Origin of the sequence: Variovorax sp. efr-133-TYG-130 (genome assembly GCF_030208835.1) — a bacterium.
In the GTDB taxonomy this organism is placed as follows: domain Bacteria; phylum Pseudomonadota; class Gammaproteobacteria; order Burkholderiales; family Burkholderiaceae_C; genus Variovorax.
The window spans coordinates 68,318-82,095 of the sequence record NZ_JARVTD010000009.1 but is presented as its reverse complement, the minus strand read 5'-3'; the positions used below and the strand labels follow the sequence as shown (position 1 = coordinate 82,095).

The 13,778-nt window shown below is 66.9% G+C and carries 13 protein-coding genes; 9 read left to right on the top strand and 4 right to left on the bottom strand.

Annotated features, from left to right (window positions below; all coding sequences use genetic code 11):
* The first annotated feature begins 443 nt into the window (after positions 1–443).
* Positions 444–1,841, top strand: a complete 1,398-nt coding sequence (gene fumC / locus QRN67_RS10825; RefSeq protein WP_106934745.1) for a class II fumarate hydratase — start codon at positions 444–446, stop codon at positions 1,839–1,841.
* Between the two features lie 120 nt (positions 1,842–1,961).
* Here the strand turns inward: fumC and QRN67_RS10820 are convergent, their stop codons facing one another.
* A complete protein-coding gene (locus QRN67_RS10820) occupies positions 1,962–2,579 on the bottom strand; it encodes an NAD(P)-dependent oxidoreductase (protein ID WP_285411759.1) in 618 nt (205 codons plus the stop codon).
* A 101-nt stretch (positions 2,580–2,680) separates the two neighbouring features.
* Here QRN67_RS10820 and QRN67_RS10815 point away from each other — a divergent pair, with 101 nt between their 5' ends.
* Positions 2,681–3,598, top strand: a complete 918-nt coding sequence (locus tag QRN67_RS10815; protein ID WP_285411757.1) for a LysR family transcriptional regulator — start codon at positions 2,681–2,683, stop codon at positions 3,596–3,598.
* A 12-nt stretch (positions 3,599–3,610) separates the two neighbouring features.
* Here QRN67_RS10815 and QRN67_RS10810 read toward each other — a convergent pair whose 3' ends face one another.
* A complete protein-coding gene (locus QRN67_RS10810; protein ID WP_081270868.1) occupies positions 3,611–4,249 on the bottom strand; it encodes a YqhA family protein in 639 nt (212 codons plus the stop codon).
* 157 nt (positions 4,250–4,406) lie between these two features.
* Between QRN67_RS10810 and acs the strand changes: the two genes are divergently transcribed.
* Together acs and QRN67_RS10800 are read left to right on the top strand one after the other, a co-directional pair.
* Entirely contained in the window at positions 4,407–6,404 is a 1,998-nt protein-coding gene (gene acs, locus QRN67_RS10805; RefSeq protein WP_285411755.1) for an acetate--CoA ligase, read from the top strand.
* Positions 6,405–6,541: 137 nt separating this feature from the next.
* The gene (locus QRN67_RS10800; RefSeq protein ID WP_285411754.1) at positions 6,542–7,057 is read left to right on the top strand and encodes a LapA family protein; all 516 of its coding nucleotides are present in this window, start codon (positions 6,542–6,544) and stop codon (positions 7,055–7,057) included.
* Positions 7,058–7,076: 19 nt separating this feature from the next.
* Here QRN67_RS10800 and QRN67_RS10795 read toward each other — a convergent pair whose 3' ends face one another.
* Positions 7,077–7,391 (bottom strand): c-type cytochrome, encoded by a 315-nt coding sequence (locus tag QRN67_RS10795; protein ID WP_081270865.1) that lies wholly within the window; start codon positions 7,389–7,391, stop codon positions 7,077–7,079.
* Positions 7,392–7,497: 106 nt separating this feature from the next.
* Here QRN67_RS10795 and QRN67_RS10790 point away from each other — a divergent pair, with 106 nt between their 5' ends.
* The gene (locus QRN67_RS10790) at positions 7,498–7,749 is read left to right on the top strand and encodes a TIGR04438 family Trp-rich protein (protein WP_081270864.1); all 252 of its coding nucleotides are present in this window, start codon (positions 7,498–7,500) and stop codon (positions 7,747–7,749) included.
* 45 nt (positions 7,750–7,794) lie between these two features.
* On the opposite strand, the gene ilvD is transcribed toward QRN67_RS10790, so the two are convergent.
* On the bottom strand, positions 7,795–9,489 hold the full coding sequence (gene ilvD / locus QRN67_RS10785; protein ID WP_081270863.1) for a dihydroxy-acid dehydratase: 1,695 nt from the start codon (positions 9,487–9,489) through the stop codon (positions 7,795–7,797).
* A 102-nt stretch (positions 9,490–9,591) separates the two neighbouring features.
* On the opposite strand from ilvD, the gene QRN67_RS10780 reads away from it, so the two are divergent.
* The 4 genes from QRN67_RS10780 to QRN67_RS10765 all read left to right on the top strand — a co-directional run bounded on the left by QRN67_RS10780 (position 9,592) and on the right by QRN67_RS10765 (position 13,720).
* Positions 9,592–10,536 carry a LysR family transcriptional regulator gene (locus tag QRN67_RS10780; protein ID WP_285411752.1) on the top strand — a complete coding sequence of 315 codons (945 nt, stop codon included), beginning with the start codon at positions 9,592–9,594 and terminating at the stop codon, positions 10,534–10,536.
* A gap of 75 nt (positions 10,537–10,611) precedes the next feature.
* On the top strand, positions 10,612–11,442 hold the full coding sequence (gene lgt, locus QRN67_RS10775) for a prolipoprotein diacylglyceryl transferase (protein ID WP_285411750.1): 831 nt from the start codon (positions 10,612–10,614) through the stop codon (positions 11,440–11,442).
* A gap of 114 nt (positions 11,443–11,556) precedes the next feature.
* Positions 11,557–12,225 carry a GntR family transcriptional regulator gene (locus tag QRN67_RS10770; RefSeq protein ID WP_081270860.1) on the top strand — a complete coding sequence of 223 codons (669 nt, stop codon included), beginning with the start codon at positions 11,557–11,559 and terminating at the stop codon, positions 12,223–12,225.
* A gap of 28 nt (positions 12,226–12,253) precedes the next feature.
* Positions 12,254–13,720 (top strand): malonyl-CoA decarboxylase, encoded by a 1,467-nt coding sequence (locus QRN67_RS10765; protein WP_285411748.1) that lies wholly within the window; start codon positions 12,254–12,256, stop codon positions 13,718–13,720.
* Positions 13,721–13,778: the final 58 nt, after the last annotated feature.

Here is a 13,778-nt window from a genome sequence, read left to right as displayed (position 1 = left end):
GACCACGCCCCAGCCCATTCGATGGGCTGCCGACAGGCACTGAAGACGACTTGGCGACGAAACCAGTGCCCGCCGGATGCTTCATTCGCAGAGCGGCGGGCCTGGTCGAGGGGCGCCGCCTGGATGAGCTTGGCGTGGCAATGGGGACGGAAAGATCCGCCCGGGTCGCCGGGCTGGGCCCGGCGGGGGAACCTTGCACCGCGACGGGATTCGGTGATCCGCGAGTAGTGAAGGCTTGACCGGCGCTGTCATCATCATGACTTGCCGGTCGTCAGAAGACCAAGATCATAACTTTTCGGCATGATGAGGTCAAGGTGCGGGCAGGTATCAAGCTGTCAGCGGCGGCGCAATGGCCTCGTCAGATGAGAGCTACTCCTATTGGCGCGATACTCTGCGTCGCGCCGGAAAGCGGCGCGATTTTCTTGAATGCGGAGCTTTTTCTCATGACGACTTCCCCCAAGACCCGTGCCGAGCGCGACACCTTCGGACCGATCGACGTGCCGGCCGACAAGCTGTGGGGCGCGCAAACGCAGCGCTCGCTGCAGAACTTCGACATTTCCGGCGAGCAGCAGCCGCGCGAAATCATCAAGGCGCTGGCCCAGGTGAAGCGGGCTTCGGCCGTGGTCAACCACGCGCTGGGGCTGCAGGACGAGAAGAAGACCAACGCCATCGTGGCGGCAGCCGACGAAGTCATCGCCGGCAAGCACCCGGGCGAGTTCCCGCTGGTGGTCTGGCAGACCGGCTCGGGCACGCAGACCAACATGAACGTCAACGAGGTGCTGGCCAACCGCGCGAGCGAGTTGCTCGGCGGCGAGCGCGGCGAAGGCCGGCTCGTGCACCCGAACGACGACGTGAACCGCAGCCAGTCGAGCAACGACGTGTTCCCGACCGCCATGCATGTGGCCGCGGTGGAGGCCATCACGCACAAGCTGCTGCCGGCCATCGCCAAGCTGCGCGGCACGCTGGAGCAGAAGTCGAAGGACTTCGCGGACATCGTGAAGATCGGCCGCACCCACCTGCAGGACGCCACGCCCCTCACGCTGGGCCAGGAGTTCTCTGGGTATGTTGCGCAACTGGCGCATGGCGAGGCGCACGTGCGCGCCGCGCTGCCGCACCTGAGCGAACTGGCGCTGGGCGGCACGGCCGTCGGCACCGGGCTCAATGCGCCAAAGGGCTACGCGGAGCAGGTGGCCGCCGAGCTGGCGAAGATCACCGGCCTGCCGTTCGTGACCGCGCCGAACAAGTTCGAAGCCATGGCCAGCGTCGACGCGCTGGTGCACGCGCACGGCGCGCTGAAGACGCTGGCGGCCAGCATGAACAAGATTGCCAACGACGTGCGCTGGCTGGCCAGCGGCCCGCGCAGCGGCATCGGCGAACTGAGCATCCCGGAAAACGAACCGGGCTCGTCGATCATGCCGGGCAAGGTCAACCCGACCCAGAGCGAGGCCGTCACGATGCTGGCCGCGCAGGTGTTCGGCAACGACGTGGCCATCAACATCGGCGGCGCATCGGGCAACTTCGAGCTGAACGTGTTCCGCCCCATGGTCGCGCACAACTTCCTGCAGAGCGTGCGCCTGCTGGCCGACGGCATGGTGAGCTTCAACGACCACTGCGCGGTGGGCATCGAGCCGAACCGCGAACGCATCACCGAGCTGGTGCAGCGCTCGCTGATGCTGGTGACGGCGCTGAACACGCACATCGGCTATGACAAGTCGGCCTACATCGCCAAGAAGGCGCACAAGGAAGGCACCAGCCTGCGCGAAGCGGCGATCGCCTCGGGCCACCTGACGGCCGAGCAGTTCGATGAGTGGGTGGTGCCGGAGAACATGACCGGCCGCTAACTCCGTTACGGCCCGGCTCTTTCGTGGGGGCCGCCGCGCACGGCCGCCCGAAGCGGCCGGCCCGCCCCCGGAAGGGGGTTGGCGAAGCGACACGAAGTGCGCGCAGCCTGGGGGTGAGCCTCAATATCCGATGGTGTAGCGCTGCCGGGAGTGGGCGGGCTTTTCCAGCTCGTCGATGAACGCGATCGCGTAGTCCGCGAAGGTGATCCAGCTGCGGCCCTCGGCGCTTACCAGCAGGTCGTCCTTGCCCAGGCGGAACTTGCCGGTGCGCTCGCCTTCGACGAACTCGGCGGAAGGCGACAGGAAAGTCCAGTCGAGTTCCTTCTCGTTGCGCAGCGCATCGAGGAACACGCCGCCGGCCGAGGCTTCGGCACGGTAGGCATCTGGGAAATTGGGCGTGTCGATCACCTTCAGGCCGGGCGCCGCGAACAGGCTGCCGGCGCCGCCGACCACCAGCAGGCGCTTCACGCCCGCGCGCTTGACCGGTTCGATGATGGCAGCCGGCGGCACGGTGGCGAAGTGCGCGGCGCTGAACACGGCGTCGTGGCCGGCCAGGGCCTTTTCGAGGGCTGCGCCGTCGAGCACGTCGAGGTCGACGGCCTTGACGTTCGCGCGGCCGGCCAGCTTGGCGCCGGCCTTGCGGGCGATGGCGGTGACGGTGTGGCCGCGGCGCAGCGCCTCTTCGAGAAGCTGGCTGCCGGCGCGTCCGGTGGCGCCGATGATGGCGATGTGGCTCATGGTGATCTCCAGAAAGTGGATGGGATGAACCGCATCTTAGGTTTCTGCTTTCGAAAGAAATACCTCGATTTGCGCGCTTGTTTATTCCTAAAATCGTGCAAATGGATCGATTGAATGCAATGCGGGTGTTCGTCAACGTGGTCGATTCGGGCAGCCTTTCCGCCGCTGCCGACAAGCTCGACCTGTCGCGCCCGGTGGTCACTCGTTACGTGGCCGAGCTGGAGCAGTGGACCGGCGCTCGCCTGCTGCATCGCACGACACGCCGCCTGAGCCTTACGGCGGCGGGCGAAGAACTGCTCCCGCGCTGCCGCCAGGTGCTGGAGCTCACGGGCGACATGCAGGCCGCGGTGCGTCACCCGGCCGAGGCCCCGCGCGGGCAGCTGCGCATCACGGCCAGCACGTCGTTCGCGCAAGCGCAGCTGGCCGGGGCGGTGGCCGACTATGTGCGGCTCTATCCGGGCGTGGCGGTCGACCTGGTGCTACTGGATCGGTCGGTGAACCTGGTGGACGAGCGCATCGACCTCGCGATTCGGGTGGCAGCGGAAATCGACCCCAACCTCATCGCGCGCAGACTCACCGATTGCCGCTCGGTGGTTTGCGCTTCACCGGGCTACCTGAAGGAGCAGGGCAGGCCGCTGCGGGTGGAAGAACTGGCTCAGCGCAATTGCCTGACGCATTCCTATTTCGGGCGCAGCCTGTGGAACTTCACGCGCAAGGAGGACGGGGAGCCGGTTTCGGTGGCCGTGGGCGGCAACGTATCGACCAACGATGCAGCCAGCCTGATGTACCTGGCACGGGCGGGAGCAGGCATCGCGATGCTGCCGACCTACCTCACGTCGGAGCTGCTGCAGAAGGGGGAACTGGTGCGGCTCTTTCCCGATTTCGAGCCGCAGGTGGTGGGCATGTACGCGGTGTACGCCTCGCGCAAGCACATGCCGGCCACCTTGCGCACCATGCTCGACTTCCTGGCCGGGCGCTTCACCGAAGTGCCCGCGTGGGACCTGCCGCACGCGGGCTAGCCGGGAAAAGGCTCAGTGGCGGTCGTCGCCGTGCGGTGCCGACGAGGTCATGAGCTTGTCGGTGTAGGCGATGGCCATGGCCGAGAACAGGAACGCGATGTGGATCACCGTCTGGGCGATCAGCACGCGGTCGGTGTAGTTGTCGGCGTTGATGAAAGTCTTCAGCAGGTGGATGGAGCTGATGCCGATGATGGCGGTGGCCAGCTTCACCTTGAGCACCGATGCGTTCACGTGGCTCAGCCATTCGGGCTGGTCGCGGTGGCCTTCGAGGTCCATGCGGCTCACGAAGGTCTCGTAGCCGCCCACGATCACCATGATCAGCAGGTTGGAAATCATGACCACGTCGATCAGCGCCAGCACCACCAGCATGATCACCGTCTCGTTCAGCGTGCCGACCGGGGCGGTGGTCTTGTAGCCGATGCTGGTGATCAGCGCCTGCAGCGCTTCCTTGCTGCCGAAGGCGGCTTCCACCAGGTGCAGCAGCTCGACCAGGAAATGCACCACGTACACCGCCTGCGCCACGATCAGCCCCAGGTACAGCGGCAACTGCAGCCAGCGGCTCGCGAAAATCAGCTTGGGCAGCGGCCGAAGCGGCGAACCGCGGCGCGGTACGGGCGGGTTCCGGGGGTCGAAGGGATCGGGAGCGGACATCGGGAGGCCGGTTGTTTGGGACGGGGGATTCTAGGGGTGTCCCCGTGTCGCAGTCGTGATAACCCCGCGAACTAACATCGGGCAGTCACCGACCCGTCAGTGCCCCGTAAGTGGGCACGCCGACATTACGGCCGCATCCATCCAGGAGACATAGAGCATGAGCAGCGCATCGAAGAACATTGAATCCGTCCTTGTCGAGAACCGAGTGTTCCCGCCCGACGCCCGCGCCACCGAAGGCGCCCGCATTTCCGGCATGGCCGCCTACGAAGCCCTGTGCAAGGAGGCCGAACAGGACTTCGACGGTTTCTGGACCCGCCTGGCCAAGGGCAACCTGCAGTGGACCAAGCCGTTCACCAAAACGCTCGACGAGTCGAACGCGCCGTTCTACCAATGGTTCGGCGACGGCGAACTCAACGCCAGCGCCAACTGCCTCGACCGGCACATCGGCACCCCGGTCGAGAACAAGACAGCCATCGTCTTCGAGGCCGACGACGGCACCGTCACCAACGTCACCTACAAGGAGCTGCTGGCCCGCGTGAGCCAGTTCGCCAACGCGCTGAAGGCGCAGGGCATCCAGAAGGGCGACCGCGTCATCATCTACATGCCGATGACGGTCGAGGGCGTCATCGCCATGCAGGCCTGCGCGCGCATCGGCGCCACCCACAGCGTGGTGTTCGGCGGCTTCTCGGCCAAGGCGCTGCAGGAGCGGATCATCGACGCGGGCGCGGTGGCGGTCATCACGGCCAACTACCAGCTGCGCGGCGGCAAGGAGCTGCCGCTCAAGGCCATCGTGGACGACGGCATCGCGCTGGGCGGCTGCGAGTCGATCAAGACGGTGTTCGTGTACGAGCGCACGCCCACCGCGTGGACCCGTGTCGAAGGCCGCGACAAGACCTTCGACGAGGCGCTGAAAGGGCAGAGCACCGAGTGCGCACCCGTGCCGGTGAACGCCGAGCACCCGCTGTTCATCCTCTACACCTCGGGCTCCACCGGCAAGCCCAAGGGCGTGCAGCACGCCACCGGCGGCTACCTGCTGTGGGCCAAGCTCACGATGGACTGGACCTTCGACATCAAGCCGGAAGACGTGTTCTGGTGTACCGCCGACATCGGCTGGATCACCGGCCACACCTACGTCGCCTACGGCCCGCTCGCAGCCGGCGCCACGCAGGTGGTGTTCGAGGGCATCCCGACCTTCCCGCACGCAGGCCGCTTCTGGCAGATGATCGAGAAGCACAAGGTCAGCGTGTTCTACACGGCGCCCACCGCCATCCGCTCGCTCATCAAGGCAGCCGAGGGCGACGAGAAAGTGCATCCGAAGAACTGGGACCTCACCAGCCTGCGCATCCTCGGTTCGGTCGGCGAGCCGATCAATCCCGAGGCGTGGATGTGGTACCACCGCAATATCGGCGGCGAGCGCTGCCCCATCGTCGACACCTTCTGGCAGACCGAAACCGGCGGCCACGTCATCACGCCGCTGCCTGGCGCCACGCCGCTGGTGCCGGGCTCGTGCACGCTGCCGCTGCCGGGCATCATGGCCGCCATCGTCGACGAGACCGGCAAGGACCTGCCGAACGGCGCGGGCGGCATGCTGGTCATCAAGCGGCCCTGGCCCTCGATGATCCGCACCATCTGGAACGACCCCGAGCGCTTCAAGAAGAGCTATTTCCCCGAGGAAATGGGCGGCACCATCTACCTGGCCGGCGACGGCGCGGTGCGCAGCGAAGACCGCGGCTATTTCCGCATCACCGGCCGCATCGACGACGTGCTGAACGTGTCGGGCCACCGCCTGGGCACGATGGAAATCGAATCGGCGCTGGTGTCCAAGACCGACCTCGTGGCCGAGGCCGCCGTGGTGGGCCGCCCCGACGACGTGACGGGCGAGGCAGTGTGCGCCTTCGTCGTGCTCAAGCGCGGCCGCCCGACCGGCGAAGAAGCCAAGCAGATCGCCAACGAGCTGCGCAACTGGGTCGCCAAGGAAATCGGCCCGATCGCCAAGCCCAAGGACATCCGCTTCGGCGACAACCTGCCCAAGACGCGCAGCGGCAAGATCATGCGCCGCCTGCTGCGCAGCATTGCCAAGGGCGAGGCCATCACGCAGGACACCTCGACGCTGGAGAACCCGGCCATCCTGGAACAGCTGGCCGAAAAGCTCTGACTGCTGTAGGACGCGGCCCCCTGTGGGCCCATGAGCCTGTGGACGGCCTCCGGCTGAGGTAAAACCATTGGAGTGACCGTGCGCCTCGACGCGCACGGCTGTTTCCGGTGTGTTCGATCTTTCCGAAGGAGGCCCCAATGGGCGTGAGATCTGCTTTTCTTTTCGTCATCGTGCTGCTCATCGCGGCGCTCGCCGCGCTGAACTGGGGCACGCTGTCCGCGCCCACCGATGTTTGGCTGGGCTTCATGACCGTGTCGGCGCCGCTGGGGCTGATCATGCTGGGGCTGACCGTGGTGCTGGCGGCCTTCTTCCTCGTCTACGTGCTGTACCTGCACAGCTCGGTGTTGATCGACACCAAGCGCCACACCAAGGAAATGCAGGCCCAGCGCGATCTCGCCGACAAGGCCGAGGCTTCACGCTTCACCGAGCTGCGCAATTTCCTGGAGGCACAGGAGAACAAGCACATGGCGCAGAACGCCGATCGCCAGAGCGCGCTGCTCGCGCGCCTCGACCAGCTCGAAACCTCGGTGCGGCTGCGCTCGGACCAGACCGACAACACGGTGGCTGCGCACATCGGCCAGCTCGAGGACCGCATCGAGCGCCGGCCGCTGTCGCCGGTGGTGATGCCGGCCGACATCAACCCGCGGGGCTGAGGCCGCGGCGCCTTTGGCGTTACTTCGTCTGCAGCACCCAGGCCGCGAGCTTCTTGGCGTCGGCTTCGCTGACCTGGTTGTTGGCAGGCATCGGCACCGGCCCCCACACGCCGGAGCCGCCCTTCATGATCTTGCTGGCGAGCTTGTCGACCGCGCCCTTGTCGTCCTTGTACTTGGCGGCCACGTCCTTGAACGACGGCCCGAGCACCTTGCGTTCGACTGCGTGACAGCTCATGCAGTTCTTCGAGGTGGCCAGCGCCAGGTCGGCGAAGGCGGGCGCGGCGAGTACGCCCAGGCCAAGGCCGAGGGCTGCCGTCAACAAGACTCTTGTCATGGGATCTATTTCGTAAGGGCTGAGTTACATTCGGCTCAACGCGATTGTAGGTACCGCCGTGCACGGCGTCCCTCAGCGTTGCCAATACAACCCCGAGGGATTCGCAATGTGGTTTCTGGCTTTGGGCCTGCTCGGCCTGGCCCTGAAGTATCTCGAAGTCGGCATGGTCGCCGGCTGGAGCTGGTGGATCGTGCTGTCGCCGTTTGCCATGGCCCTTGCATGGTGGGCATGGGCCGATTCGTCGGGCTATACCAAGCGCAAGATCATGGAGCGGGAAGACAGGCGCAAGCAGGCGCGCATCGACCGGCAGAAGACCAACATGGGCATGCGGCCCACCAACAGCAACAAGCGCAGATGACGCATCCGAGGCCCGGCGCACAGCCGGTGCCCCGGAGCTTCCGCTTCAGAACTTGTCCAGCACGGCGCCCGAACTCGCGCTCGACGCATTGAACGCGAACTTCGCCTGCACGCCGCGCGTGTAGCGCGGTGCCGGTGCCTTCCAGCCTTCGCGGCGCTTGGCGATCTCGGCTTCGGGCACGTTCAGTTCGAGCTTCAGTTCATGCGCGTCGATGGTGATCGAGTCGCCCTCGTTCACGAAGGCGATGGTGCCGCCCGCCGCCGCTTCCGGCGCGACGTGGCCCACCACCATGCCCCAGGTACCGCCGGAGAAGCGGCCGTCGGTGATCAGGCCCACGCTTTCGCCGAGGCCCGCGCCGATGAGTGCGCCGGTGGGTGCCAGCATCTCGGGCATGCCCGGGCCGCCCTTGGGGCCGAGGTAGCGCAGCACCATCACGTCGCCGGCCTTGATCTTGCCGTCCAGGATGGCCTTCAGCGCCGACTGCTCGTCGTCGAACACGCGCGCCGGGCCGGTGATGACGGGGTTCTTCAGCCCGGTGATCTTGGCCACGGCGCCTTCGGGCGACAGGTTGCCCTTCAGGATGGCCAGGTGGCCTTCGGCGTACATCGGCTTGTCGATCGGGCGGATCACGTCCTGGTCGGCGCGCGGCACGTCCGGCACGTCCTTCAGCACTTCCTCGATGGTCTGGCCGCTGATGGTGATGCAGTCGCCGTGCAGCAGGCCTGCCTTCAGCAGCACCTTCATCACTTGCGGAATGCCGCCGGCCTGGTGCAGGTCGACCGCGAGGTACTTGCCCGATGGCTTCAGGTCGCAGATGACCGGCACCTTCTTGCGCATGCGCTCGAAGTCGTCGATGGTCCATTCCACGCCGGCCGCGTGCGCGATGGCCAGGAAGTGCAGCACCGCGTTGGTCGAGCCGCCGGTGGCCATGATCACGGCCACCGCGTTCTCGATGGCCTTCTTGGTCACGATGTCGCGCGGCTTCAGGTCTTTCTTGATGGCCTCGATCAGCACCTTGGCCGATTCCTTGGCCGAGTTGGCCTTTTCGTCGTGCGGGTTGGCCATGGTCGACGAGTAGGGCAGCGAGATGCCCAGCGCCTCGAACGCGCTCGACATGGTGTTGGCGGTGTACATGCCGCCGCACGAGCCGGTGCCGGGAATGGCGCGCTTCTCGATCTCGAGCAGGTCTTCGTCGCTCATGTTGCCGGCGGCGTTCTGGCCCACGGCCTCGAAGACGCTCACGATGTTCAGGTCCTGCCCCTTGTAGCGGCCCGGCAGGATGGTGCCGCCGTAGACGTAGATGGCCGGCACGTTGGCGCGCAGCATGCCCATCAGGCCTCCGGGCATGTTCTTGTCGCAGCCGCCGACCACCAGCACGCCGTCCATCCACTGGCCGCCCACGCAGGTCTCGATGCAGTCGGAAATGACTTCGCGGCTCACCAGCGAGTACTTCATGCCTTCGGTGCCCATGGCCATGCCGTCGGAGATGGTGGGCGTGCCGAACACCTGCGCGTTGCCGCCGGCTTCCTCGATGCCCGCGATGGCCGCGTCGGCCAGCTTCTGCAGGCCCGAGTTGCAGGGCGTGATGGTGCTGTGGCCGTTGGCGACGCCGACCATCGGCTTCTTGAAGTCGCCTTCCTCGTAGCCCATGGCATAGAACATGGAGCGGTTGGGCGCGCGGCTCTTGCCTTCGACGATGTTGGCGCTGCGGCGATTGATCTGGATCGGTTTGGTGTCCATGGTGTCTCTTCTGTCGTGGGGGGAGATCGGGGAGCCCAAGTATCGGACTTCTGATTGATTGGTTCCAATCCGTTTTTTGCTGTCGATTGATATGCTTGGCATATGAAAGAAAGCCTGATCGACCTGCGGGCCTGGCGCCAGTTCGTGGCCGTGGCCGAAGAACTGCATTTCGGCCGCGCCGCGCTGCGCTTGCACATGACGCAGCCGCCGGTCACGCAGGCCATCGCCCAACTCGAGAAGGCGCTGGGCGTGGTGCTGTTCGACCGCACCCGCCGGCGCGTGGCGCTCACCCCGGCCGGCGAGGCGCTGCTGCCCGACGTGCGCGAACTGCTGGCGCGAGCGCAGGCGCTTCCCGCGAGGGCGCGCGCCGCGGCGGCAGGGCAGGTGGGGCGAGTGCGCATCGCCTTCGTCTCGACCGTCGGCTTCGAGCAGTTGCCGGCCTGGGTGCGTGAATTTCGCGTGCTGTGCCCAGAGGTGGCGCTGGAGCTGGTCGAGGCCACCGGCGACGTGCAGCTCAAAGCCTTCGCGCGCGGCGAGATCGATGCCGGGCTGATGCTGCATTCGCCCGGCGCGGCGCCGCCGGGGCTCGCGCGGCTGGTGGTGTCGCAGGAGCCGCTGGTGCTCGCGCTGCCCGAGCGGCACGCGCTGGCAAGCGCGGCGAAGTTGCAGCTGGCGGAGGTGCTGGCCGAGCCGCTGGTGATCTTTCCGCGCCGCATCGTGCCTTCGCTGCACGACGCCATCTTCGACCTGTACCACGCGGCCGGACGCGCGCCGCTGCTGGGGCAGGAAGCGATCCAGATGCAGACCATCGTCAACCTGGTGTCCGGCGGCATCGGCGTGGCGTGGGTGCCGGAGAGCGTCATGCAGTTCCGCCGGGCGGGCGTGGTGTACCGGCGTGCCGAAGAGTTCGCCCCGGCCGCGCGGCACCGAAATGCCCCGGTGCTGCCGGCCTGCGAGACCAGCCTGGTGTGGCCCGAGGAGGCCGCCAACCCGGCGCTTGCGCGCTTCGTGGCGTTCGTGCGGGAGCGCGGCGCGGGGCCGGCCTGAAGGACGCACGCAAGGCGGCTGGAGGCCGAATATCCCCGTCCCGGCCCCGACATCGGGCCGGGGCACAATCTGCGGATGCTCATGTATCCGCAGATCAATCCCATCGCCCTGCAACTGGGGCCGGTGGCCATCCACTGGTACGGCCTGACCTACCTGGCCGCCTTCGCGCTGTTCTATTTTCTCGGCACGCGCCGGCTGCGCCATGAACCGTACCGCTCGCTGGTGGGCGCTGGCGCGTGGCAGCGCAAGGACATCGAGGACATACTTTTCCTTGGCGTGATGGGCGTCATCGTCGGCGGGCGGCTCGGCTACTGCCTGTTCTACAAGCCCGAGTTCTACCTCACCCATCCGCTCGAAATTCTGTACGTGTGGCAGGGCGGCATGAGCTTCCACGGCGGCCTGCTTGGCGTGATCGGCGCGATGGTGTGGTTCTCGCACTCGCGCGCGCGGCCGTTCTGGCAGGTGATGGACTTCGTTGCGCCCTGCGTGCCGACCGGCCTTGCCGCCGGGCGCGTGGGCAACTTCATCAACGGCGAACTCTGGGGCCGCTTCAGCAGCCCCGACCTGCCCTGGGGCATGGTGTTTCCGCAGAGCGGCTCGATGCTGCCGCGCCACCCGTCGCAGGTCTACCAGTTCCTGCTCGAAGGTCTGCTGCTGTTCGCGATCATGTGGATCTATGCGCGCAAGGAGCGCAAGCAGGGGCAGGTGGCCGCGGTGTTCCTGATCGGCTACGGCGCGCTGCGCTTCATTGCAGAGTATTTCCGCGAGCCCGACGATTTCCTCGGCCTGCGGGCGCTCAACCTGAGCCAGGGCCAATGGCTCAGCGTGCCGATGGTCATCGCCGGCATCGCACTGTGGTTCTGGTTCGGCCGCGGCGGCAAGACCGCGGCTGCCGCACGCGCTTGACCCGGAAGTTCGCAGGGTAAGTCCCAGCCGCGCAGCGGGTTCGCCGCCTTGCGCCGGCTGGCGTGCAAGCTCAGAATTACGCGTAATTACAGGAAATTACGCGGCCCCGATCCCATGCGCCTGGTCCCCAACTCCCTGCACGACGAAGTCGCCGCCACGCTGCGCGAGCAGATCTTCGACGGCACGCTGGCGCCCGGCAGCTTCGTGGACGAGGCCGCGCTCTGCGAGCGGCTTTCCATCTCGCGCACGCCGCTGCGCGAAGCGCTCAAGGTGCTCACCGCCGAAGGCCTGCTGCGGCACGAGCCGCGCCGCGGCTGCTTCGTGCGAGAGGTGACCGAGCGCGACCTCGACGAGATATTCCCGGTCATCGCGCTGCTCGAAGGCCGCTGTGCCTACGAGGCCGCCCGCAACGCGAGCGATGCCGAACTGCACGAACTCGACGCGCTGCACGAACGGCTGGTGCGCCATGCCAAGGCGCGCCGCATCAACGACTACTACGCCACCAACCACATCATCCATGAGGCGATCATCAAGCTCGCCGACAACAAGTGGCTGGCCCAGGTCATCGGCGACCTGCGCAAGATACTGAAGCTCGCGCGCCTGCAGCAGCTGCATGCGCCCGGCCGGCTGGAGCAGAGCCTGTCGGAGCACCTGGCCGTCTTCGCGGCCCTGAAGGCACGCGACAGCGAAGGCGCCGACGCCGCCATGCGCACCCACATGCTGCGCCAGCGCGAGGCGCTGCGCGAAGTGATGCGCCATCAGAAATCCAGGGTGATGTCATGAGCATCCCCTCGAGCATTGGAGTCCCCCGATGAGTGCGACCGAATGGTTCCAGGCCCGGCTGCGGTCCGGTGAAGGCTCGAAGGTGCCGGTGGCGCCGGAGAGCACGGTAAAGAATGCGTCCAGGAGCGCCCCCAAGCCCAGCGCGCGCTCCACCGCCGAGCGCCTGCAGGTCACGCTGCGCAAGGCCGACGAGGCCCTGTCGCCGCGCGCCCTGCGCCGCGTGCTGGCCGAGCTGCAGGCGGTGATCGATCCGCGCGTGAGCGAGGTCGAGGGCGGGCGCCGCGCGCACGCCATCGCGGACGCCTACCGCGCCGCCACTGCCGAGGAGCGCCGCGACTACTGGGCGCTCATGAGCGAGTACTTCGCCGCCGACGCGCAAAAGCTCAAGGCCGCCCGCGACCAGCACCAGGCCGCGGTCGGCACCCCCGACGAGGGCCAGGCCGAACTGCGCCTGCGCCGCGCGTTGGTGTCGCCGCGCATGCGCCTGCTGCAGCGCTTCGCGGTCGAGCCCGAGGGCATGCGCTTCCTGGTCGACCTGCGCGCCGACCTGCTGCCGTGCCTGAAGGCCGACAAGCGCCTGATCGCTCTCGACGCGGAGCTGGAGCACCTGTTCTCCACCTGGTTCGACGTGGCCTTCCTCGAGCTGCGCCGCATCGACTGGGACTCGCCGGCCTCGCTGATCGAGAAGCTCATCCGCTACGAGGCAGTGCACGACATCAAGAGCTGGTCCGACGTGAAGAACCGGCTCGACGACAGCGACCGCCGCTGCTACGGCTTCTTCCATCCGCGCCTGCCCAACGAGCCGCTGATCTTCGTCGAGGTGGCACTTGTCGACCGCATCAGCGACGGCATCACGCCGCTGCTCGACGAAGCCGCCGCGCCGGTGCTGCCGGCCAAGGCCACCACCGCCATCTTCTATTCGATCAGCAACACGCAGAACGGCCTGCGCGGCGTGAGTTTCGGCGACTCGCTCATCAAGCGCGTGGTCGAGACCCTGCAGGACGAGCTGCCTCGCCTGAAGACCTTTGCCACGCTGTCGCCGATTCCGGGCTTTCGCACCTGGCTCGCGAAGAACGCGGCCGAGCTGCTGCCGAGGCTGGACGAAAAGCGCGAAGCCGAGCTCGGCAGGCTCGTCGGTTCGATGCCGCCCACCGCGGAGCGCCTGCTCGCCGCCGTGGATGCGGCCGCCGGCCTGGAGCCCAAGTCGCCGCTGCGCCAATGGCTCATGCAGGCCGCAGCCGAGTACCTGGGCCGGGCGCTGGTCGACGGCACGCCGGCCGATCCGGTGGCGCGCTTCCACCTGGGCAATGGCGCGCGCGTCGAACGCCTGAACTGGGCGGGGGACCCTTCGCCCAAGGGACACAAGCAGTCGTACGGCCTGATGGTCAATTACCTCTACGACCTCAAGCGGCTTGACAAACATCGCACCTGGCTGGCGGACGGCAAGGTGGCAGTGTCGGGAGACATCGAAAGCCTCTTCTTCAAAAAAGGCTGAAGTCCGAAAAAGAGCGCAACAGCGAGCAAGCAAGCAAGTGCCAGTGCCGGCGCAAGAC